The organism is Endozoicomonas sp. PH6C (assembly GCF_059322965.1).
Map to the genome: position 1 here is coordinate 5,533,756 of NZ_CP185342.1, position 26,409 is coordinate 5,560,164.

General features: G+C 57.5%; 1 protein-coding gene (only partly in view). It reads left to right on the plus strand.

Every position in this 26,409-nt window falls within one protein-coding gene, locus ACOMG9_RS20290, for a non-ribosomal peptide synthase/polyketide synthase, read on the plus strand. The gene is 65,289 nt long; 21,700 of those nucleotides lie to the left of the window and 17,180 to its right, leaving coding positions 21,701-48,109 in view — codons 7,234 (partial) to 16,037 (partial); the first codon wholly inside the window starts at window position 3. Both the start codon and the stop codon lie outside the window.

The window sequence follows — 26,409 nt, forward strand, 5'->3', positions numbered from 1 at the left end:
CCGACCTGACCGCCCTGAATGACCCGGCGGCACTGGAACAGCATCTGCTGGCTATACGACAGAACGAGTCTCACCGGGTCAGCGATCCTGAACAATGGCCCCTGTTCGACTGTCAGTTGTTTCGCTTACCCAACCAGCGTGGCCGCTTGCTGTTCCGTATGGACGCCCTGGTCGCTGACGCCGGCAGTTTCTTGCTGATCTTTGCCGAACTGGCCGATCGCTACCAACATCCGGAGGTTGTCTACCCGCCACTGCAGCTGACCTTCCGGGACTATTTGCTGGCAGTGCCGGAGGATCATCCAGCCCGTCTCCGGGACCGCGACTACTGGCTGGAACGGCTTGATACCCTGCCACCGGCACCCCAGTTACCGGTGACAACCCTGGCGGCTGAAGAACAACCGCGCTTTGTCCGGCGCTCCGGCACACTGTCGCCTGAACACTGGCAGGCACTGCAGAACCAGGCCCGTCAGCAGGGACTGACGGCCAATGCCGTCCTGTTAACCGCCTGGTCCCTGGTGCTGGCCCGCTGGTGCCGGGAACCGGCCATGACCCTGAACCTGACCACCTTCCAGCGACTGCCGGTGCATGAGGAGGTCGACCGGATCATTGGCGACTTCACCGCCCTGAGCCTGCTGGAAATTCACCCTGACCCCACTGTGGGTTTCCTGTCGCAGGCCCAGCGTGTGCAACAGCAGTTGTCGTCTGATTTATCACACCGGTTGTTCAGTGGCGTGGAGGTACTCCGTGCCCTGCGCCAGCAAACCAGTCCCGATGTCCTGATGCCCGTGGTCTTTACCTCCACCCTGGGGCTGGACCACCAGGCACTGGACACATTGATGGACAACCAGTTGTTCGGCACGCCCGGTTGTGCCATCTCCCAGACCCCGCAGGTCTGGCTGGATCACCAGGTGATGGAGCACAATGGTGCGTTGGTCTACAACTGGGATGCTGTCGAGCAGTTGTTTGACCCGGCCGTGCTGGACAGCCTGTTTGCCAGCTGGAACTCCCTGCTGCAGACCCTGGCGACCGGGCCACAGTGCTGGAAGGCACCGGTGTCCCCTTCCCTCCCACAACCGGATCTTGTCCTGTGGCAGGCATTAAACGACACGGATTATGCATGGGCGGATGATGACCGGGCCACCCTGCTGACGGACATTCTGCAACAGGCTGAACAACGGAGCAGGCAACCCGCCCTGGTCAGCAGTGATGAAACGCTGGATTACCAGACATTACTGGCCAGGGCCCGTTCACTGGCTGGCGTCATGATGGATCAGGGTGTTCAGCCCTGTAGCCCGGTGGCCATTTACCTAGAGAAAAGTGCCGGGCAGGTGACAGCGGTACTGGCGACCCTGTTGACCGGTGCCTTCTACGTGCCCCTGAACCCGGAATGGCCCATCGCCCGTATCCGGCAGGTGTTGGCGCAACTGGATCAGCCGGTGGTGGTGACCGATGCTGAATGGGCTGATAATCTGCATTCGCTGGCATCGGATGCCGTGACCATGCTGCTGATTGACGACGGTGAACCAGCCAATCATCAGGTCGAATTACCCCATACCCAACCGGACGACCTGGCCTACATCATCTTCACTTCCGGTTCCACCGGCACCCCCAAAGGCGTCATGATGACCCACCGGGCGGTGCTGAATACGCTCCGGGATGTGAACCGTCGTGTGTCACTGAACGCTGAAGACCGGGTATACGGCTTGTCCGCCCTCTCTTTTGACCTGTCGGTGTGGGATATCTTTGGTACGCTCTGTGCCGGGGCCACCCTGGTATTACCGGACAACTGCCTGGTGAAATCGCCTCAACACTGGCGTCACCAGGTAGAACAGCACCGGGTCACGGTCTGGAATACCGTCCCTGCGCTGGCGGAACTGCTGATTGAAGCGGCACCGGCGGGTGCCCTGGGCAGCCTGCGCCTGGCCCTGCTCAGTGGTGACTGGATTCCCCTGACCCTGCCGGACAGGCTGCGTGAGGCAGCACCGGGCATTCAGGTGCTCGCCCTGGGTGGCGCAACGGAAGCGGCCATCTGGTCCAACTGCTTTACCGTGACGGATACCGTAACGGATACCGTAACGGAGGGTAAGCAACACTGGTCATCCATTCCCTACGGCACGCCGCTGGCTAACCAGCGGTTCTACATTCTGCAGCCGGACAGCCGGCTACTGTGCCCACCGGGGGTGACCGGTGAGCTGTGCATCGGTGGTGCCGGGCTGGCGCAGGGCTACCTGGGTGACCCGCAAAAGACGGCGTCCGCCTTTATTGAGCATCCAGACTATGGTCATTTATACCGGACCGGTGACCTGGGGCATCTTGATGGGGAAGGCCTCCTGGTCTTTGAAGGGCGGGAAGATACCCAGGTGAAAATCCATGGACACCGGGTGGAGCTGGGTGAGATTGAATACGCACTGGAACAACTGCCGTGGATCGATCAGGCTGCCGTGACCTGCCAACAGGAAACGCTGGTCGGTTTCCTGGTCGTCGACCAGCAGAGGCTACCCGGGCCTGACCAGCAGCCGGGACAGGCAGAGATCCGGGATAAGGCGGAGCGTATTGATTTCAAAATGGCTCGCCATGGTGTACGGCACATCCGTAAGGACGATACCATTATTCCGTTAAGCAGTGCTTCCAACGACCGGTTCCGTTTCTGTCCTGCCTGGTTTGCTGATGCTTCGGAGCCCCTGGCAATATCCGATATCACACCGCTGTCGCTGGACAGGTTCAGTGCACTGCTGGCCGGGTTACGCAGTTACTCCGACGACAGTACTCCGCTACCCAAATACGGTTATCCGTCCGCTGGCAGCCTTTACCCCGTGCAACTGGTTCTGCGTATCGGTTCCGGTGCCATTGACGAGATACCTGCCGGCCGTTACTACTATCATCCGGATCACCAGCTGCTCTGGCTTGGAAACGATGATATTGGCGCTGAACGCATTGAGCTTATTCTGAATGCCCGACGGTCTGCCATTGAACCGATGTATGGTCAACTGGCCTTGCCGTTCTGTGAACTGGAGGCCGGTTATATGCTGGCCCAGCTGGAAGCCTGTGCGCTCCCCCTTGGGTTAGCGCTGGTCAACCGACTAGCGGACGAGCCATCGTTTCAGGACGATTCGCACCTGGTACTGCTGGAGTGCGAACTGGCGGCCACCAGGGAGTCGGCTGATGGCCCTATGGAAAGATCCCTGCGCCAGCGTCGCAGCTTCCGCAATTTTGAAACCTGGGAGCCGGATTGCGATAAACTGCTGCGCTGGCTGGGTTCACCCATGGAATGGGGTAAAAATAAGGGACTCCGGTTGCATATTCTCTGGCGATCAACCGTTGACCAGGAAGACCGCTGGCAATGGCTGGAACGACCTGATCAATCTGTGGCAACGCCTGTATTAACGCAGTTATCACTCTGGTTCAACAGCGGTATTGCCCTGGTCATCACCGGTACGGATGATCGTCACCACCGACTGGCAGCGGGTCACCTGGGGCAGCAACTGCAACTGACCGCCATGGATCAGGCGATAGGGCTGTGCCCACTGGGGCAGTGGCCAGAGCCATCTTGCCTGGGAGAAACCGTGTTGCATGCCCTGATCGGTGGCAGGGTCTTGCCTGATGCCTGGCAGCAACCCGGTCAGCAATCCATCGACCTGGCCCGCGTCCTCAGTCAGCGCCTGAAACAGCACCTGCCACATTACATGCTGCCTGCGTTGTATGTGCCACTGGATGCCCTGCCCAAAACGAGCACTGGCAAACTGGATCGCAAGGCTCTGCCTGAACCAGAGATCAGCAGCCATGTGCAGTACGCTCCACCCACTACCCCCGACGAAACACGACTCTGTGACCTCTGGCAGGAACTGCTGAACATCGAGCAGATCGGCATACACGACAACTTCTTCCAGCTCGGCGGTGACTCCCTGCTGGCCATACGACTCTGCCAGCGTATTGGTCAGGTGTTTTCGATAGAGGTGCCCGTCGCCTTGCTGTTCCAGCACCCCACGGTCACGGCACTGGCTCAACACATTCAATCGCTGGAGACCCTGCCGCAGATGCAGCTGCCCGCCCTGGTGCCTGAACCTGATCACCGCTTTGAGCCCTTTCCCCTCAACGCCATTCAACAGGCCTACTGGCTCGGACGGCAGTCCGGTTTTGAGCTGGGACAGGTGGCTACGCAAGCTTACATGGAGTGGGATCTGGACGACATTGGACAGCTGGATGTTCGCCGCCTGGAGCAGGCATGGCAGACCCTGGTGGATCGCCACGATATGCTGCGTACCGTTATCCTGCCCTCCGGTGAGCAACAGGTACTGGCAGAAGTGCCTGACTTTACCCTTGCCATCACCGACCTGACCGCCCTGAATGACCCGGCGGCACTGGAACAGCATCTGCTGGCTATACGACAGAACGAGTCTCACCGGGTCAGCGATCCTGAACAATGGCCCCTGTTCGACTGTCAGTTGATTCGGTTACCCAACCAGCGTGGCCGCTTGCTGTTCCGTATGGACGCCCTGGTCGCTGACGCCGGCAGTTTCTTGCTGATCTTTGCCGAACTGGCCGATCGCTACCAACATCCGGAGGTTGTCTACCCGCCACTGCAGCTGACCTTCCGGGACTATTTGCTGGCAGTGCCGGAGGATCATCCGGCCCGTCTCCGGGACCGCGACTACTGGCTGGAACGGCTTGATACCCTGCCAACGGCACCCCAGTTACCGGTGACAGCCCTGGCACCTGAAGAACAACCGCGCTTTGTCCGGCGCTCCGGCACACTGTCGCCTGAACACTGGCAGGCACTGCAGAACCAGGCCCGTCAGCAGGGACTGACGGCCAATGCCGTCCTGTTAACCGCCTGGTCCCTGGTGCTGGCCCGCTGGTGCCGGGAACCGGCCATGACCCTGAACCTGACCACCTTCCAGCGACTGCCGGTGCATGAGGAGGTCGACCGGGTCATTGGCGACTTCACCGCCCTGAGCCTGCTGGAAATTCACCCTGACCCCACTGTGGATTTCCTGTCGCAGGCCCGGCGTGTGCAACAGCAGTTGTCGTCTGATTTATCACACCGGTTGTTCAGTGGCGTGGAGGTGCTCCGTGCCCTGCGCCAGCAAACCAGTACCAATGTCCTGATGCCCGTGGTCTTTACCTCCACCCTGGGGCTGGACCACCAGGCACTGGACACATTGATGGACAACCCGCTGTTCGGCACGCCCGGTTATGCCATCTCCCAGACCCCGCAGGTCTGGCTGGATCACCAGGTGATGGAGCACAATGGTGCGTTGGTCTACAACTGGGATGCTGTCGAGCAGTTGTTTGACCCGGCCGTGCTGAACAGCCTGTTTGCCAGCTGGAACTCCCTGCTGCTGACCCTGGCGACCGGGCCACAGTGCTGGAAAGCACCGGTGCCCCCTTCCCTCCCACAACCGGATCTTGTCCTGTGGCAGGCATTAAACGACACGGATTATGCATGGGCGGATGATGACCGGGCCACCCTGCTGACGGACATTCTGCAACAGGCTGAACAACGGGGCAGGCAACCCGCCCTGGTCAGCAGTGATGAAACGCTGGATTACCAGACATTACTGGCCAGGGCCCGTTCACTGGCTGGCGTCATGATGGATCAGGGTGTTCAGCCCTGTAGCCCGGTGGCCATTTACCTGGAGAAAAGTATCGGGCAGGTGACAGCGGTGCTGGCGACCCTGTTGACCGGTGCCTTCTACGTGCCCCTGAACCCGGAATGGCCCATCGCCCGTATCCGGCAGGTGTTGGCGCAACTGGATCAGCCGGTGGTGGTGACCGATGCGGAATGGGCTGGCAATCTGCATTCGCTGGCATCGGATGCCGTGACCACGCTGCTGATTGACGACGGTGAACCAGCCAATCATCAGGTCGAATTACCCAATACCCAACCGGACGACCTGGCCTACATCATCTTCACTTCCGGTTCCACCGGCACCCCCAAAGGCGTCATGATGACCCACCGGGCGGTGCTGAATACGCTCCGGGATGTGAACCGTCGTGTGTCACTGAACGCTGAAGACCGGGTATACGGCTTGTCCGACCTCTCTTTTGACCTGTCGGTGTGGGATATCTTTGGTACGCTCTGTGCCGGGGCCACCCTGGTATTACCGGACAGCTGCCTGGTGAAATCGCCTCAACACTGGCGTCACCAGGTGGAACAGCACCGGGTCACGGTCTGGAATACCGTCCCTGCGCTGGCTGAACTGCTGATTGAAGCGGCACCGGCGGATGCCCTGGGCAGCCTGCGCCTGGCCCTGCTCAGTGGTGACTGGATACCCCTGACCCTGCCGGACAGGCTGCGTGAGGCAGCACCGGGCATTCAGGTGCTCGCCCTGGGTGGCGCAACGGAAGCAGCCATCTGGTCCAACTGCTTTACCGTCACGGATACCGTAACCGAGAGTAAGCAACACTGGTCATCCATTCCCTACGGCACGCCGCTGGCTAACCAGCAGTTCTACATTCTGCAGCCGGATAGTAGGCTACTGTGCCCACCGGGGGTGACCGGTGAGCTGTGCATCGGCGGTGCCGGGCTGGCGCAGGGCTACCTGGGTGACCCGCAAAAGACAGCGTCCGCCTTTATTGAGCATCCAGACTATGGTCATTTATACCGGACCGGTGACCTGGGGCATCTTGATGGGGAAGGCCTCCTGGTCTTTGAAGGGCGGGAAGATACCCAGGTGAAAATCCATGGACACCGGGTGGAGCTGGGTGAGATTGAATACGCACTGGAACAACTGCCGTGGATCGATCAGGCTGCCGTGACCTGCCAACAGGAAACGCTGGTCGGTTTCCTGGTCGTCGACCAGCAGAGGCTACCCGGGCCTGACCAGCAGCCGGGACAGGCAGAGATCCGGGATAAGGCGGAGCGTATTGATTTCAAAATGGCTCGCCATGGTGTACGGCACATCCGTAAGGACGATACCATTATTCCGTTAAGCAGTGCTTCCAACGACCGGTTCCGTTTCTGTCCTGCCTGGTTTGCTGATGCTTCGGAGCCCCTGGCAATATCCGATATCACACCGCTGTCGCTGGACAGGTTCAGTGCACTGCTGGCCGGGTTACGCAGTTACTCCGACGACAGTACTCCGCTACCCAAATACGGTTATCCGTCCGCTGGCAGCCTTTACCCCGTGCAACTGGTTCTGCGTATCGGTTCCGGTGCCATTGACGAGATACCTGCCGGCCGTTACTACTATCATCCGGATCACCAGCTGCTCTGGCTTGGAAACGATGATATTGGCGCTGAACGCATTGAGCTTATTCTGAATGCCCGACGGTCTGCCATTGAACCGATGTATGGTCAACTGGCCTTGCCGTTCTGTGAACTGGAGGCCGGTTATATGCTGGCCCAGCTGGAAGCCTGTGCGCTCCCCCTTGGGTTAGCGCTGGTCAACCGACTAGCGGACGAGCCATCGTTTCAGGACGATTCGCACCTGGTACTGCTGGAGTGCGAACTGGCGGCCACCAGGGAGTCGGCTGATGGCCCTATGGAAAGATCCCTGCGCCAGCGTCGCAGCTTCCGCAATTTTGAAACCTGGGAGCCGGATTGCGATAAACTGCTGCGCTGGCTGGGTTCACCCATGGAATGGGGTAAAAATAAGGGACTCCGGTTGCATATTCTCTGGCGATCAACCGTTGACCAGGAAGACCGCTGGCAATGGCTGGAACGACCTGATCAATCTGTGGCAACGCCTGTATTAACGCAGTTATCACTCTGGTTCAACAGCGGTATTGCCCTGGTCATCACCGGTACGGATGATCGTCACCACCGACTGGCAGCGGGTCACCTGGGGCAGCAACTGCAACTGACCGCCATGGATCAGGCGATAGGGCTGTGCCCAGTGGGGCAGTGGCCAGAGCCATCTTGCCTGGGAGAAACCGTGTTGCATGCCCTGATCGGTGGCAGGGTCTTGCCTGATGCCTGGCAGCAACCCGGTCAGCAATCCATCGACCTGGCCCGCGTCCTCAGTCAGCGCCTGAAACAGCACCTGCCACATTACATGCTGCCTGCGTTGTATGTGCCACTGGATGCCCTGCCCAAAACGAGCACTGGCAAACTGGATCGCAAGGCTCTGCCTGAACCAGAGATCAGCAGCCATGTGCAGTACGCTCCACCCACTACCCCCGACGAAACACGACTCTGTGACCTCTGGCAGGAACTGCTGAACATCGAGCAGATCGGCATACACGACAACTTCTTCCAGCTCGGCGGTGACTCCCTGCTGGCCATACGACTCTGCCAGCGTATTGGTCAGGTGTTTTCGATAGAGGTGCCCGTCGCCTTGCTGTTCCAGCACCCCACGGTCACGGCACTGGCTCAACACATTCAATCGCTGGAGACCCTGCCGCAGATGCAGCTGCCCGCCCTGGTGCCTGAACCTGATCACCGCTTTGAGCCCTTTCCCCTCAACGCCATTCAACAGGCCTACTGGCTCGGACGGCAGTCCGGTTTTGAGCTGGGACAGGTGGCTACGCAAGCTTACATGGAGTGGGATCTGGACGACATTGGACAGCTGGATGTTCGCCGCCTGGAGCAGGCATGGCAGACCCTGGTGGATCGCCACGATATGCTGCGTACCGTTATCCTGCCCTCCGGTGAGCAACAGGTACTGGCAGAAGTGCCTGACTTTACCCTTGCCATCACCGACCTGACCGCCCTGAATGACCCGGCGGCACTGGAACAGCATCTGCTGGCTATACGACAGAACGAGTCTCACCGGGTCAGCGATCCTGAACAATGGCCCCTGTTCGACTGTCAGTTGATTCGGTTACCCAACCAGCGTGGCCGCTTGCTGTTCCGTATGGACGCCCTGGTCGCTGACGCCGGCAGTTTCTTGCTGATCTTTGCCGAACTGGCCGATCGCTACCAACATCCGGAGGTTGTCTACCCGCCACTGCAGCTGACCTTCCGGGACTATTTGCTGGCAGTGCCGGAGGATCATCCGGCCCGTCTCCGGGACCGCGACTACTGGCTGGAACGGCTTGATACCCTGCCAACGGCACCCCAGTTACCGGTGACAGCCCTGGCACCTGAAGAACAACCGCGCTTTGTCCGGCGCTCCGGCACACTGTCGCCTGAACACTGGCAGGCACTGCAGAACCAGGCCCGTCAGCAGGGACTGACGGCCAATGCCGTCCTGTTAACCGCCTGGTCCCTGGTGCTGGCCCGCTGGTGCCGGGAACCGGCCATGACCCTGAACCTGACCACCTTCCAGCGACTGCCGGTGCATGAGGAGGTCGACCGGGTCATTGGCGACTTCACCGCCCTGAGCCTGCTGGAAATTCACCCTGACCCCACTGTGGATTTCCTGTCGCAGGCCCGGCGTGTGCAACAGCAGTTGTCGTCTGATTTATCACACCGGTTGTTCAGTGGCGTGGAGGTGCTCCGTGCCCTGCGCCAGCAAACCAGTACCAATGTCCTGATGCCCGTGGTCTTTACCTCCACCCTGGGGCTGGACCACCAGGCACTGGACACATTGATGGACAACCCGCTGTTCGGCACGCCCGGTTATGCCATCTCCCAGACCCCGCAGGTCTGGCTGGATCACCAGGTGATGGAGCACAATGGTGCGTTGGTCTACAACTGGGATGCTGTCGAGCAGTTGTTTGACCCGGCCGTGCTGAACAGCCTGTTTGCCAGCTGGAACTCCCTGCTGCTGACCCTGGCGACCGGGCCACAGTGCTGGAAAGCACCGGTGCCCCCTTCCCTCCCACAACCGGATCTTGTCCTGTGGCAGGCATTAAACGACACGGATTATGCATGGGCGGATGATGACCGGGCCACCCTGCTGACGGACATTCTGCAACAGGCTGAACAACGGGGCAGGCAACCCGCCCTGGTCAGCAGTGATGAAACGCTGGATTACCAGACATTACTGGCCAGGGCCCGTTCACTGGCTGGCGTCATGATGGATCAGGGTGTTCAGCCCTGTAGCCCGGTGGCCATTTACCTGGAGAAAAGTATCGGGCAGGTGACAGCGGTGCTGGCGACCCTGTTGACCGGTGCCTTCTACGTGCCCCTGAACCCGGAATGGCCCATCGCCCGTATCCGGCAGGTGTTGGCGCAACTGGATCAGCCGGTGGTGGTGACCGATGCGGAATGGGCTGGCAATCTGCATTCGCTGGCATCGGATGCCGTGACCACGCTGCTGATTGACGACGGTGAACCAGCCAATCATCAGGTCGAATTACCCAATACCCAACCGGACGACCTGGCCTACATCATCTTCACTTCCGGTTCCACCGGCACCCCCAAAGGCGTCATGATGACCCACCGGGCGGTGCTGAATACGCTCCGGGATGTGAACCGTCGTGTGTCACTGAACGCTGAAGACCGGGTATACGGCTTGTCCGACCTCTCTTTTGACCTGTCGGTGTGGGATATCTTTGGTACGCTCTGTGCCGGGGCCACCCTGGTATTACCGGACAGCTGCCTGGTGAAATCGCCTCAACACTGGCGTCACCAGGTGGAACAGCACCGGGTCACGGTCTGGAATACCGTCCCTGCGCTGGCTGAACTGCTGATTGAAGCGGCACCGGCGGATGCCCTGGGCAGCCTGCGCCTGGCCCTGCTCAGTGGTGACTGGATACCCCTGACCCTGCCGGACAGGCTGCGTGAGGCAGCACCGGGCATTCAGGTGCTCGCCCTGGGTGGCGCAACGGAAGCAGCCATCTGGTCCAACTGCTTTACCGTCACGGATACCGTAACCGAGAGTAAGCAACACTGGTCATCCATTCCCTACGGCACGCCGCTGGCTAACCAGCAGTTCTACATTCTGCAGCCGGATAGTAGGCTACTGTGCCCACCGGGGGTGACCGGTGAGCTGTGCATCGGCGGTGCCGGGCTGGCGCAGGGCTACCTGGGTGACCCGCAAAAGACAGCGTCCGCCTTTATTGAGCATCCAGACTATGGTCATTTATACCGGACCGGTGACCTGGGGCATCTTGATAGGGAAGGCCTCCTGGTCTTTGAAGGGCGGGAAGATACCCAGGTGAAAATCCATGGACACCGGGTGGAGCTGGGTGAGTTAGAAGCGTCGCTGAAACAACTTCCCGGACTCAAGGATGCTGTTGTTATTGCCAGGGATAATCAGCTGGTTGCCTGGGTAACTCCAGATAGTCCCAATGCTGTTCTATTCAGCCCTGTACCACCACCGGGATTGCAGTTTGATAATTCAATCATTCAACACCATCTGGGCAAGCCGGATAATGAAGCGGAGAAATCGCTTCAACGCACAATCTGTGGCCGTGAGCTTTCATCCACTGATGCCAACCATTATTTTCACCAGCACATAGAAATTCAATGTCGTATTTTCACCCTGACGCTCTGTGAGATGTTCGATAACCTGGAGCTTTTTAGCAAGCCCGGTGAAGCACTGACCGTACAACAGGTCATGGCCCATGGTTCTATTCTGCCCCGCTTTACACGTTGGTTAACACGTTGCCTGAACCATCTTGTCAGTGAGAACATCCTGACCGGCCAAAAGCCGCATCCGGAAAATGATGCCGTGTCCTATCGGTGCCTGATACCAGTAAAAACATATCTGGCTACTCATAACAAACAAAACAACCAACCGACCGGGAGTGTTAATAGCCTTGATCTGATTTCTATTATTACGGGTCGAAGGCATGCAGCAGAAATCTACCTTACAGAGAATACTGACATTATGTACCAGCATTCTCACCTTTATTGCTTTCAACAAATCGAAAAACTGATCACAGCCTTGTTAACCACCTCAGGCAGCCAGCAGGATAGCCCGGTCCGATGCCTGGAAATTGGGGCAGGTATGGGGTCATTGACACGGCATATTATACCTCTCCTGCGTGAATCCAAACATGAATTTAACTATGTCTTTACGGATGTATCCAGCCTCTTTCTCAAGGAAGCACGAGCAGAGTACGGTGATACATGCATGGAATATCGTTTTTTTGATCTTAATAAAGCACCATCACTCCAGGGTATAAACCCGGCAAGCTTCGATTTCATATTCGCCTCAAACAGTTTGCACTTGGCTCACGTTATCGATCATGCCCTTGAAGATATTCGCAGCCTGCTAAGCCCCGGGGGAGTCTTGTTCTTAATTGAAGTGTGTACATATTGGCCGCAAATGAATCTAATTCAAGGCCTTCAGGTAGGCAGTGATGAATATGAGGACGATCGTGAACATAACTTATTAAGTGAAAATCAGTGGCTTGATCGACTCAACCGTCTGTTCTCTGTTGCCCAGAGCGGTGCAACCCCCACAGGCGGTCTGGCAGCCGCTTTGGATTTACGGCTTTTTGTGGCCAGGCAATCGAACCAGGTTCTGGGGCTTGACGCAGAGAAAGTTCGGGGATTACTGTCTCAACAACTCCCTGAGTGGATGCTGCCACAGCACGTGCATATGTTACAGACACTCCCCAGGTTAGCCAGTGGAAAAATAGATCGAAAACAGTTTTCCAGCGTCGAATCCATACCAGAGAGAAAACAGTACACTGCGCCCGGCACACCTAACGAAACACGACTCTGTAACCTCTGGCAGGAACTGCTGAACATTGAGCAGATCGGCATACACGACAACTTCTTCCAGCTCGGCGGTGACTCCCTGCTGGCCATACGACTCTGCCAGCGTATTGGTCAGGTGTTTTCGATAGAGGTGCCCGTCGCCTTGCTGTTCCAGCACCCCACGGTCACGGCACTGGCTCAACACATTCAATCGCTGGATGCCCTGCCGCAGATGCAGCTGCCCGCCCTGGTGCCTGAACCTGATCACCGCTTTGAGCCCTTTCCCCTCAACGCCATTCAACAGGCCTACTGGCTCGGACGGCAGTCTGGTTTTGAGCTGGGGCAGGTGGCTACGCAAGCTTACATGGAGTGGGATCTGGACGACGTTGGACAGCTGGATGTTCACCGCCTGGAGCAGGCATGGCAGACCCTGGTGGATCGCCACGATATGCTGCGTACCGTTATCCTGCCCTCCGGTGAGCAACAGGTACTAGCAGAAGTGCCTGACTTTGCCCTTGCCATCACCGACCTGACCGCCCTGAATGACCCGGCGGCACTGGAACAGCATCTGCTGGCTATACGACAGAACGAGTCTCACCGGGTCAGCGATCCTGAACAATGGCCCCTGTTCGACTGTCAGTTGATTCGGTTACCCAACCAGCGTGGCCGCTTGCTGTTCCGTATGGACGCCCTGGTCGCTGACGCCGGCAGTTTCTTGCTGATCTTTGCCGAACTGGCCGATCGCTACCAACATCCGGAGGTTGACTACCCGCCACTGCAGCTGACCTTCCGGGACTATTTGCTGGCAGTGCCGGAGGATCATCCGGCCCGTCTCCGGGACCGGGACTACTGGCTGGAACGGCTTGATACTCTGCCACCGCCACCCCGGTTACCGGTGACAGCCCTGGCGACTGAAGAACAACCACGCTTTGTCCGGCGCTCCGGCACACTGTCGCCTGAACACTGGCAGGCACTGCAGAACCAGGCCCGTCAGCAGGGACTGACGGCCAATGCCGTCCTGTTAACCGCCTGGTCCCTGGTGCTGGCCCGCTGGTGCCGGGAACCGGCCATGACCCTGAACCTGACCACCTTCCAGCGACTGCCGGTGCATGAGGAGGTCGACCGGATCATTGGCGACTTCACCGCCCTGAGCCTGCTGGAAATTCACCCTGACCCCACTGTGGGTTTCCTGTCGCAGGCCCAGCGTGTGCAACAGCAGTTGTCGTCTGATTTATCACACCGGTTGTTCAGTGGCGTGGAGGTACTCCGTGCCCTGCGCCAGCAAACCAGTCCCGATGTCCTGATGCCCGTGGTCTTTACCTCCACCCTGGGGCTGGACCACCAGGCACTGGACACATTGATGGACAACCCGCTGTTCGGCACGCCCGGTTGTGCCATATCCCAGACCCCGCAGGTCTGGCTGGATCACCAGGTGATGGAGCATGATGGTGCGTTGATCTACAACTGGGATGCTGTCGAGCAGTTGTTTGACCCGGCCGTGCTGGACAGCCTGTTTGCCAGCTGGAACTCCCTGCTGCAGACCCTGGCGACCGGGCCACAGTGCTGGAAGGCACCGGTATCCCCTTCCCTCCCACAACCGGATCTTGTCCTGTGGCAGGCATTAAACGACACGGATTATGCATGGGCGGATGATGACCGGGCCACCCTGCTGACGGACATTCTGCAACAGGCTGAACAACGGGGCAGGCAACCCGCCCTGGTCAGCAGTGATGAAACGCTGGATTACCGGACATTACTGGCCAGGGCCCGTTCACTGGCTGGCGTCATGATGGATCAGGGTGTTCAGCCCTGTAGCCCGGTGGCCATTTACCTGGAGAAAAGTATCGGGCAGGTGACAGCGGTACTGGCGACCCTGTTGACCGGTGCCTTCTACGTGCCCCTGAACCCGGAATGGCCCATCGCCCGTATCCGGCAGGTGTTGGCGCAACTGGATCAGCCGGTGGTGGTGACCGATGCTGAATGGGCTGGTAATCTGCATTCGCTGGCATCGGATGCCGTGACCACGCTGCTGATTGACGACGCTGAACCAGCCAATCATCAGGTCGAATTACCCCGTACCCAACCGGACGACCTGGCCTACATCATCTTCACTTCCGGTTCCACTGGCACCCCCAAAGGCGTCATGATGACCCACCGGGCGGTGCTGAATACGCTCCGGGATGTGAACCGTCGTGTGTCACTGAACGCTGAAGACCGGGTATACGGCTTGTCCGCCCTCTCTTTTGACCTGTCGGTGTGGGATATCGTTGGTACGCTCTGTGCCGGGGCCACCCTGGTATTACCGGACAGCTGCCTGGTGAAATCGCCTCAACACTGGCGTCACCAGGTGGAACAGCACCGGGTCACGGTCTGGAGTACCGTCCCTGCGCTGGCGGAACTGCTGATTGAAGCGGCACCGGCGGATGCCCTGGGCAGCCTGCGCCTGGCCCTGCTCAGTGGTGACTGGATTCCCCTGACCCTGCCGGACAGGCTGCGTGAGGCGGCACCGGGCATCCAGGTGCTCGCCCTGGGTGGCGCAACGGAAGCGGCCATCTGGTCCAACTGCTTTACCGTAACCGAGAGTAAGCAACACTGGTCATCCATTCCCTACGGCACGCCGCTGGCTAACCAGCAGTTCTACATTCTGCAGCCGGACAGCCGGCTACTGTGCCCACCGGGGGTGACCGGTGAGCTGTGCATCGGTGGTGCCGGGCTGGCGCAGGGCTACCTGGGCGACCCGCAAAAGACAGCGTCCGCCTTTATTGAGCATCCGGACTATGGTCATTTATACCGGACCGGTGACCTGGGGCATCTTGATGGGGAAGGCCTCCTGGTCTTTGAAGGGCGGGAAGATACCCAGGTGAAAATCCATGGACACCGGGTGGAGCTGGGTGAGATTGAATACGCACTGGAACAACTGCCGTGGATCGATCAGGCTGCCGTGACCTGCCAGCAGGAAACGCTGGTCGGTTTCCTGGTCGTCGACCAGCAGAGGCTACCCGGGCCTGACCAGCAGCCGGGGCAGGCAGAGATCCGGGATAAGGCGGAGCGTATTGATTTCAAAATGGCTCGTCATGGTGTACGGCACATCCGTAAGGACGATACCATTATTCCGTTAAGCAGTGCTTCCAACGACCGGTTCCGTTTCTGTCCTGCCTGGTTTGCTGATGCTTCGGAGCCCCTGGCAATATCCGATATCACACCGCTGTCGCTGGACAGGTTCAGTGCACTGCTGGCCGGGTTACGCAGTTACTCCGACGACAGTACTCCGCTACCCAAATACGGTTATCCGTCCGCTGGCAGCCTTTACCCCGTGCAACTGGTTCTGCGTATCGGTTCCGGTGCCATTGACGAGATACCTGCCGGCCGTTACTACTATCATCCGGATCACCAGCTGCTCTGGCTTGGAAACGATGATATTGGCGCTGAACGCATTGAGCTTATTCTGAATGCCCGACGGTCTGCCATTGAACCGATGTATGGTCAACTGGCCTTGCCGTTTTGTGAACTGGAGGCCGGTTATATGCTGGCCCAGCTGGAAGCCTGTGCGCTCCCCCTTGGGTTAGCGCTGGTCAACCGACTAGCGGACGAGCCATCGTTTCAGGACGATTCGCACCTGGTACTGCTGGAGTGCGAACTGGCGGCCATCAGGGAGTCGGCTGATGGCCCTACGGAAAGATCCCTGCGCCAGCGTCGCAGCTTCCGCAATTTTGAAACCTGGGAGCCGGATTGCGATAAACTGCTGCGCTGGCTGGGTTCACCCATGGAATGGGGTAAAAATAAGGGACTCCGGTTGCATATTCTCTGGCGATCAACCGCTGACCAGGAAGACGGCTGGCAATGGCTGGAACGACCTGATAAATCTGTGGCAACGCCTGTATTAACGCAGTTATCACTCTGGTTCAACAGTGGTATTGCCCTGGTCATCACCGGTACGGATGATCATCACCACCGACTGGCAGCGGGTCACCTGGGGCAGCAACTGCAACTGACCGCCATGGATCAGGCGATAGGGCTGTGCCCACTGGGGCAGTGGCCAGAGCCATCTTGCCTGGGAGAAACCGTGTTGCATGCCCTGATCGGTGGCAGGGTCTTGCCTGATGCCTGGCAGCAACCCGGTCAGCAATCCATCGACCTGGCCCGCGTCCTCAGTCAGCGCCTGAAACAGCACCTGCCACATTACATGCTGCCAGCGTTGTATGTGCCACTGGATGCCCTGCCCAAAACGAGCACTGGCAAACTGGATCGCAAGGCTCTGCCTGAACCAGAGATCAGCAGCCATGTGCAGTATGCGCCACCCACTACCCCCGACGAAACACGACTCTGTGACCTCTGGCAGGAACTGCTGAACATCGCGCAGATCGGCATACACGACAACTTCTTCCAGCTCGGCGGTGACTCCCTGTTGGCCATACGACTCTGCCAGCGTATTGCCCAGGCGCTGTCGGTGGACGTACCAGTCGCCCTGTTGTTCCAGCATCCGACCATTGCCCGGCTGGCTTCGGAACTGACCCGGGATATTAAGCCGATACCGGCCCGCCACCTGAGCCAGGCGCCCATGTCCTTCGCGCAACAGCGTCTCTGGTTTATCGAACAGTATGAGCAGGGGACTGCCGCCTATCACATTCCCATGGTGCTGAAACTCCATCAGCCAAAGCAGGCACAAACGCTGGTCGGGGCCTTGCAACTACTGGTTCAACGCCATAAAACCCTGAGGACTTTTTTCAGCACGGATGATGATGGTCAGCCTCTGCAACAAGTTCAGAAAGGCCCATTACCGGTTGAGCAAAAAACACTGGCTAAAGCTGAGTTAAACCCGGCTCTGTCCCGTTCCATTAACACACCGTTTAATCTCAGCGCTCAGTATCCGCTTCGCGTTGTCTGGTTTACGGTCAGTGATAATCCGTCAGGCGCTGCCTCTGAAACCCGTCAGGAAGAAGACATTTTCCTGTTACTCTTTCATCACATTGCCGTGGACGGCTGGTCCCTGGAAATGCTTTCCAGAGAGCTGACACTATTGATGGGCGCGCTGTCATCCCACCAGAATACGCCGGAAACCGTGCTTCCCGAATTGCCCATCGATTACCTGGACTTCACCCTCTGGCAGCAGGAAACCTGGCAGGACCAGCTGCTGGAAACCCAGACCCGATGGTGGCAGCAGGAACTGGCAGACCTGGAACCCCTGAACCTGCCACTGGATTATCCTCGACCACGGCAAATCGACTACCGCGGTGGCCATTGCCAATGTTCGCTGTCACCGGAACTCTCTGCGCAGTTGCGCCAATTGGCCAATCGTGAAAATACCACCCTGTACACGGTCATGCTCAGTGCCTTTGCCGTACTGCTCAGCCGTTACTGCAGTCAGGACGATGTTGCCGTTGGTAGCCCGGTCGCCAATCGCCAGCACCCGCAGCTGGAATCCCTTGCCGGTTTTTTTGCCAACACCCTGGTGATCCGTACCCGGCTTGCCCCTGAACAGACCTGCTGTGAACTGATTCGCCAGGTGCATCAATCAGTCGCCGTCGTGCAACAGCATCAGGATATTCCCTTTGAGCAGCTGGTTGATCAGTTGCAGGTAGAACGGGACACTTCCCGTCACCCGCTGTTCCAGGTGATGTTTGCTGTGCAGCACTTTACCCTGGCTCAAGGTCAGGGCATATCACAGCTTCCCCTGCCACCGGAGGCACAGACTACAAAGTTTGACCTGACCCTGATGGTGGATGACCAGCAAGACAGACTTCATGCCAATCTCGAATACGCAACAGCCCTGTTCCGGGAAGAGACCGTAACACGCCTGTGGCAGCACTATAAGCGCGTACTTGAGCAGTTTGTTGCCCGGCCGGAGTGTTTAACCCGGGAGATCTCCCTGCTCAGTATTGAGGAATACCAGCAGATCGTCGTTGACTGGAACCAGACCGACGCTCCCCTGCCCGAAGGCCAGGAAAGCCTCCTGCTGCACCAGTTGTTTGAACAGCAGGCCGAACAGTATCCGGATAACCTCTGTCTTGTATTTGAAGAGCAGCAGTTAACCAACCGGGAGGTCAACAACCGGGCCAACCAGCTGGCAATGATGATTCAGGAGACAATAAAAGCACAATGCGACGGTGTCATCCCACCGGAAACCTGTGTCATGGTTTGCTGTAAGCCCTGTCTTGAATTTAACCTTGCTGTCATGGCGGTATTGAAGGCAGGGTGCGTGTATGTTCCGGTGAACCATACCGATCCGGTGGAACGTCTTCGTTTTATCTTTAATGACACACAATCCCGGATGGTGTTGACGACGTCTCACCAACCCTGCTTCTGGGACAACCACGATGAACCGGATAGCGTTTCTGTCGTGATGCTGGACGACCTATCATGGACAGACCAAACACTGTACAACCCGCCCGCACTGATCAGCCATGATCAACTCGCTTATATTATCTTCACCTCCGGCACCACCGGACAGCCAAAAGGGGTGATGATTTCACACGGGGCCAGTGTCAACTTTATTCAGGACTGCCTGGTTCGGTATCCCACGGATCACAGCGATGTTCTTATCCAGAAGATATCCCATGGGTTTGATGTTTCCATATGGGAAATATTTTTTAGTATGTCTTCAAAAGGGCATACGGTAATTGCTTCGCTTGATGCTCGCTATGACCCGGACACATTGGCGACCATGATCTGTCAACACTCTGTATCCATCATCATATTTGTTCCAACACAGCTGGAAAGATTTCTCAAAACCATTTCACAAAAAAGTTCAGATTCTCTTCAGTGTCTGAGGCTGGCTTTTGTCATTGGAGAAACATTTAATGACGACCTTGCTCACCGGTTCATTACCGCCTGCCCACACCACACTCTGGTATTTAATGCCTACGGCCCAGCTGAGACTGCGGTTGTCGCCACTACTGCCCAGGTGCGATTGAGCCCTGCTCAAAACAGGGATTACCTATCCATTGGCAAGCCATTAACCAATACACGGGTCTATGTGCTGGATCAATACCTGCAGCCAGTCCCCGTCGGCATTCCAGGCGAACTGTATATCGGTGGTCACGGGTTGGCCCGTGGTTATCTGAATCAACCTGAGTTGACGAAAGCAGCCTTTATAGATGTGCCTTCGCTTCCGCCAGGAATACATGGCCATGTCTATCGAACAGGTGACGAGGTCAAGTGGCTCGACAATGGTGAATTGCTTTACATAGGCCGTATCGATCAGCAGGTTAAAATCCGGGGGCACAGAATAGAGCCGGCTGAAATCGAACAGACACTGACGACCATACCCGGCATCACCAGGGCCTTTGTGCAACCACGCAGCCGAAGCAATGATTCTCAGGTTCAGTATGACTACCTCGTCTGCTGGTATACCTGCGAACAGCCACAGGTTGAAGCTTCGCTACAGGCTCAATTGCGTCAAAAACTGCCAGAATACATGATCCCAAAGGCTTTTATTGCCGTTGAGTCATTCCCCATGACCCGCACTGGCAAACTGGATCGCAAGGCTCTGCCTGAACCAGAGATCAGCAGTCATGTGCAGTACGCTCCACCCACTACCCTCGACGAAACACGACTCTGTGACCTCTGGCAGGAACTGCTGAACATCGGGCAGATCGGCATACACGACAACTTCTTCCAGCTCGGCGGTGACTCCCTGCTGGCCATACGACTTTGCCAGCGTATTGGTCAGGTGTTTTCGATAGAGGTGCCCGTCGCCTTGCTGTTCCAGCACCCCACGGTCACGACACTGGCTCAACACATTCAATCGCTGGATGCCCTGCCGCAGATGCAGCTGCCCGCCCTGGTGCCTGAACCTGATCACCGCTTTGAGCCCTTTCCCCTCAACGCCATTCAACAGGCCTACTGGCTTGGACGGCAGTCCGGTTTTGAGCTGGGACAGGTGGCTACGCAAGCTTACATGGAGTGGGATCTGGACGACGTTGGACAGCTGGATGTTCACCGCCTGGAGCAGGCATGGCAGACCCTGGTGGATCGCCACGATATGCTGCGTACCGTTATCCTGCCCTCCGGTGAGCAACAGGTACTGGCAGAAGTGCCTGACTTTACCCTTGCCATCACCGACCTGACCGCCCTGAATGACCCGGCGGCACTGGAACAGCATCTGCTGGCTATACGACAGAACGAGTCTCACCGGGTCAGCGATCCTGAACAATGGCCCCTGTTCGACTGTCAGTTGTTTCGCTTACCCAACCAGCGTGGCCGCTTGCTGTTCCGTATGGACGCCCTGGTCGCTGACGCCGGCAGTTTCTTGCTGATCTTTGCCGAACTGGCCGATCGCTACCAACATCCGGAGGTTGTCTACCCGCCACTGCAGCTGACCTTCCGGGACTATTTGCTGGCAGTGCCGGAGGATCATCCGGCCCGTCTCCGGGACCGGGACTACTGGCTGGAACGGCTTGATACCCTGCCACCGGCACCCCAGTTACCGGTGACAGCCCTGGCGTCTGAAGAACAACCGCGCTTTGTCCGGCGCTCCGGCACACTGTCGCCTGAACACTGGCAGGCACTGCAAAACCAGGCCCGTCAGCAGGGACTGACGGCCAATGCCGTCCTGTTAACCGCCTGGTCCCTGGTGCTGGCCCGCTGGTGCCGGGAACCGGCCATGACCCTGAACCTGACCACCTTCCAGCGACTGCCGGTGCATGAGGAGGTCGACCGGATCATTGGCGACTTCACCGCCCTGAGCCTGCTGGAAATTCACCCTGACCCCACTGTGGATTTCCTGTCGCAGGCCCAGCGTGTGCAACAACAGTTGTCGTCTGATTTATCACACCGGTTGTTCAGTGGCGTGGAGGTGCTCCGTGCCCTGCGCCAACAAACCAGTACCGATGTCCTGATGCCCGTGGTCTTTACCTCCACCCTGGGGCTGGACCACCAGGCACTGGACACATTGATGGACAACCCGCTGTTCGGCACGCCCGGTTATGCCATCTCCCAGACCCCGCAGGTCTGGCTGGATCACCAGGTGATGGAGCACAATGGTGCGTTGGTCTACAACTGGGATGCTGTCGAGCAGTTGTTTGACCCGGCCGTGCTGAACAGCCTGTTTGCCAGCTGGAACTCCCTGCTGCAGACCCTGGCGACCGCGCCACAGTGCTGGAAGGCACCGGTATCCCCTTCCCTCCCACAACCGGATCTTGTCCTGTGGCAGGCATTAAACGACACGGATTATGCATGGGCGGATGATGACCGGGCCACCCTGCTGACGGACATTCTGCAACAGGCTGAACAACGGGGCAGGCAACCCGCCCTGGTCAGCAGTGATGAAACGCTGGATTACCGGACATTACTGGCCAGGGCCCGTTCACTGGCTGGCGTCATGATGGATCAGGGTGTTCAGCCCTGTAGCCCGGTGGCCATTTACCTGGAGAAAAGTATCGGGCAGGTGACAGCGGTACTGGCGACCCTGTTGACCGGTGCCTTCTACGTGCCCCTGAACCCGGAATGGCCCATCGCCCGTATCCGGCAGGTGTTGGCGCAACTGGATCAGCCGGTGGTGGTGACCGATGCTGAATGGGCTGGTAATCTGCATTCGCTGGCATCGGATGCCGTGACCACGCTGCTGATTGACGACGCTGAACCAGCCAATCATCAGGTCGAATTACCCCGTACCCAACCGGACGACCTGGCCTACATCATCTTCACTTCCGGTTCCACTGGCACCCCCAAAGGCGTCATGATGACCCACCGGGCGGTGCTGAATACGCTCCGGGATGTGAACCGTCGTGTGTCACTGAACGCTGAAGACCGGGTATACGGCTTGTCCGCCCTCTCTTTTGACCTGTCGGTGTGGGATATCTTTGGTACGCTCTGTGCCGGGGCCACCCTGGTATTACCGGACAGCTGCCTGGTGAAATCGCCTCAACACTGGCGTCACCAGGTGGAACAGCACCGGGTCACGGTCTGGAATACCGTCCCTGCGCTGGCGGAACTGCTGATTGAAGCGGCACCGGCGGATGCCCTGGGCAGCCTGCGCCTGGCCCTGCTCAGTGGTGACTGGATTCCCCTGACCCTGCCGGACAGGCTGCGTGAGGCAGCACCGGGCATTCAGGTGCTCGCCCTGGGTGGCGCAACGGAAGCAGCCATCTGGTCCAACTGCTTTACCGTAACCGAGAGTAAGCAACACTGGTCATCCATTCCCTACGGCACGCCGCTGGCTAACCAGCAGTTCTACATTCTGCAGCCGGACAGCCGGCTACTGTGCCCACCGGGGGTGACCGGTGAGCTGTGCATCGGTGGTGCCGGGCTGGCGCAGGGCTACCTGGGTGACCCGCAAAAGACAGCGTCCGCCTTTATTGAGCATCCAGACTATGGTCATTTATACCGGACCGGTGACCTGGGGCATCTTGATGGGGAAGGCCTCCTGGTCTTTGAAGGGCGGGAAGATACCCAGGTAAAAATCCATGGACACCGGGTGGAGCTGGGTGAGTTAGAAGCGTCGCTGAAACAGCTTCCCGGACTCAAGGATGCTGTTGTTATTGCCAGGGATAATCAGCTGGTTGCCTGGGTCACTCCAGATAGTCCCAATGCTGTTCTATTCAGCCCTGTACCACCACCGGGATTGCAGTTTGATAATTCAATCATTCAACACCATCTGGGCAAGCCGGATAATGAAGCGGAGAAATCGCTTCAACGCACAATCTGTGGCCGTGAGCTTTCATCCACTGATGCCAACCATTATTTTCACCAGCACATAAAAATCCAATGTCGTATTTTCACCCTGACGCTCTGTGAGATGTTCGATAACCTGGGGCTTTTTAGCAAGCCCGGTGAAGCACTGACCGCACAACAGGTCATAGCCCATGGTTCTATTCTGCCCCGCTTTACACGTTGGTTAACACGTTGCCTGAACCATCTTGTCAGTGAGAACATCCTGACCGGCCAAAAGCCGCATCCGGAAAATGATGCCGTGTCCTACCGGTGCCTGATACCGGTAAAAACATATCTGGCTACTCATAACAAACAAAACAACCAACCGACCGGGAGTGTTAATAGCCTTGATCTGATTACTATTATTACGGGTCGAAGGCATGCAGCAGAAATCTACCTTACAGAGAATACTGACATTATGTACCAGCATTCTCACCTTTATTGCTTTCAACAAATCGAAAAACTGATCACAGCCTTGTTAACCACCTCAGGCAGCCAGCAGGATAGCCCGGTCCGATGCCTGGAAATTGGGGCAGGCATCGGGTCATTGACACGGCATATTATACCTCTCCTGCGTGAATCCAAACATGAATTTAACTATGTCTTTACGGATGTATCCAGCCTCTTTCTCAAGGAAGCACGAGCAGAGTACGGTGATACATGCATGGAATATCGTTTTTTTGATCTTAATAAAGCACCATCACTCCAGGGTATAAACCCGGCAAGCTTCGATTTCATATTCGCCTCAAACAGTTTGCACGTTGCTCACGTTATCGATCATGCCCTTGAAGATATTCGCAGCCTGCTGAGCCCCGGGGGAGTCTTGTTCTTCATTGAAGGGTGTACATATTGGCCGCAAATGGATCTATTTAAAGGCCTTCAGGTAGGCAGTGATGAATATCAGGACGATCGTGAACATGACTTATTAAGTGAAAATCAGTGGCTTGATCGACTCAACCGTCTGTTCTCTGTTGCCCAGAGCGGTGCAACCCCCACAGGCGGTCTGGCAGCCGCTTTGGATTTACGGCTTTTTGTGGCCAGGCAATCGAACCAGGTTCTGGGCCTTGACGCAGAGAAAGTTCGGGGATTACTGTCTCAACAACTCCCTGAGTGGATGCTGCCACAGCACGTGCATATGTTACGGACACTCCCCAGGTTAGCCAGTGGAAAAATAGATCGAAAACAGTTTTCCAGCGTCGAATCCATACCAGAAAGAAAACAGTACACGGCGCCCGGCACACCTAACGAAACACGACTCTGTGACCTCTGGCAGGAACTGCTGAACATCGAGCAGATCGGCATACACGACAACTTCTTCCAGCTCGGCGGTGACTCCCTGCTGGCCATACGACTCTGCCAGCGTATTGCCCAGGCGCTGTCGGTGGACGTACCAGTCGCCCTGTTGTTCCAGCATCCGACCATTGCCCGGCTGGCTTCGGAACTGACCCGGGATATTGAGCCGATACCGGCCCGCCACCTGAGCCAGGCGCCCATGTCCTTCGCGCAACAGCGTCTCTGGTTTATCGAACAGTATGAGCAGGGGACTGCCGCCTATCACATTCCCATGGTGCTGAAACTCCATCAGCCAAAGCAGGCACAAACGCTGGTCGGGGCCTTGCAACTACTGGTTCAACGCCATAAAACCCTGAGGACTTTTTTCAGCACGGATGATGATGGTCAGCCTCTGCAACAAGTTCAGAAAGACCCATTACCGGTTGAGCAAAAAACACTGGCTAAAGCGGAGTTAAGCCCGGCTCTGTCCCGTTCCATTAACACACCGTTTAATCTCAGCACTCAGTATCCGCTTCGCGTCGTCTGGTTTACGGTCAGTGATAATCCGTCAGGCGCTGCGTCTGAAACCCGTCAGGAAGAAGACATTTTCCTGTTACTCTTTCATCACATTGCCGTGGACGGCTGGTCCCTGGAAATGCTTTCCAGAGAGCTGACACTATTGATGGGCGTGATGGGCGCACTGTCATCCCACCAGAATACGCTGGAAACCGTGCTTCCCGAATTGCCCATTGATTACCTGGACTTCACCCTCTGGCAGCAGGAAACCTGGCAGGACCAGCTGCTGGCAACCCAGACCCGATGGTGGCAGCAGGAACTGGCAGACCTGGAACCCCTGAACCTGCCACTGGATTATCCTCGACCACGGCAAATCGACTACCGCGGTGGCCATTGCCAATGTTCGCTGTCACCGGAACTCTCTGCGCAGTTGCGCCAACTGGCCAATCGTGAAAATACCACCCTGTACACGGTCATGCTCAGTGCCTTTGCCCTACTGCTCAGCCGTTACTGCAGTCAGGACGATGTTGCCGTTGGTAGCCCGGTCGCCAATCGCCAGCACCCGCAGCTGGAATCCCTTGCCGGTTTTTTTGCCAACACCCTGGTGATCCGTACCCGGCTTGCCCCTGAACAGACCTGTCGTGAACTGATTCGCCAGGTGCACCAATCAGTCGCCGTCGTGCAACAGCATCAGGATATTCCCTTTGAGCAGCTGGTTGATCAGTTGCAGGTAGAACGGGACGCTTCCCGTCACCCGCTGTTCCAGGTGATGTTTGCTGTGCAGCACTTTACCCTGGCTCAAGGTCAGGGCATATCACAGCTTCCCCTGCCACCGGAGGCACAGACTACAAAGTTTGACCTGACCCTGATAGTGGATGACCAGGAAGACAGACTTCATGCCAATCTCGAATACGCAACAGCCCTGTTCCGGGAAGAGACCGTAACACGCCTGTGGCAGCACTATAAGCGCGTAATTGAGCAGTTTGTTGCCCGGCCGGAGTGTTTAACCCGGGAGATCTCCCTGCTCAGTGCTGAGGAATACCAGCAGATCGTCGTTGACTGGAACCAGACCGACGCTCCCCTGCCCGAAGGCCAGGAAAGCCTCCTGCTGCACCAGTTGTTTGAACAGCAGGCCGAACAGTACCCGGATAACCTCTGTCTTGTATTTGAAGAGCAGCAGTTAACCAACCGGGAGGTCAACAACCGGGCCAACCAGCTGGCAATGATGATTCAGGAGACAATAAAAGCACAATGCGACGGTGTCATCCCACCGGAAACCTGTGTCATGGTCTGCTGTAAGCCCTGTCTTGAATTTAACATTGCTGCCATGGCGGTATTGAAGGCAGGGTGCGTGTATGTTCCGGTGAACCATACCGATCCGGTGGAACGTCTTCGTTTTATCTTTAATGACACACAATCCCGGATGGTATTGACGACGTCTCACCAACCCTGCTTCTGGGACAACCACGATAAACCGGATAGCGTTTCTG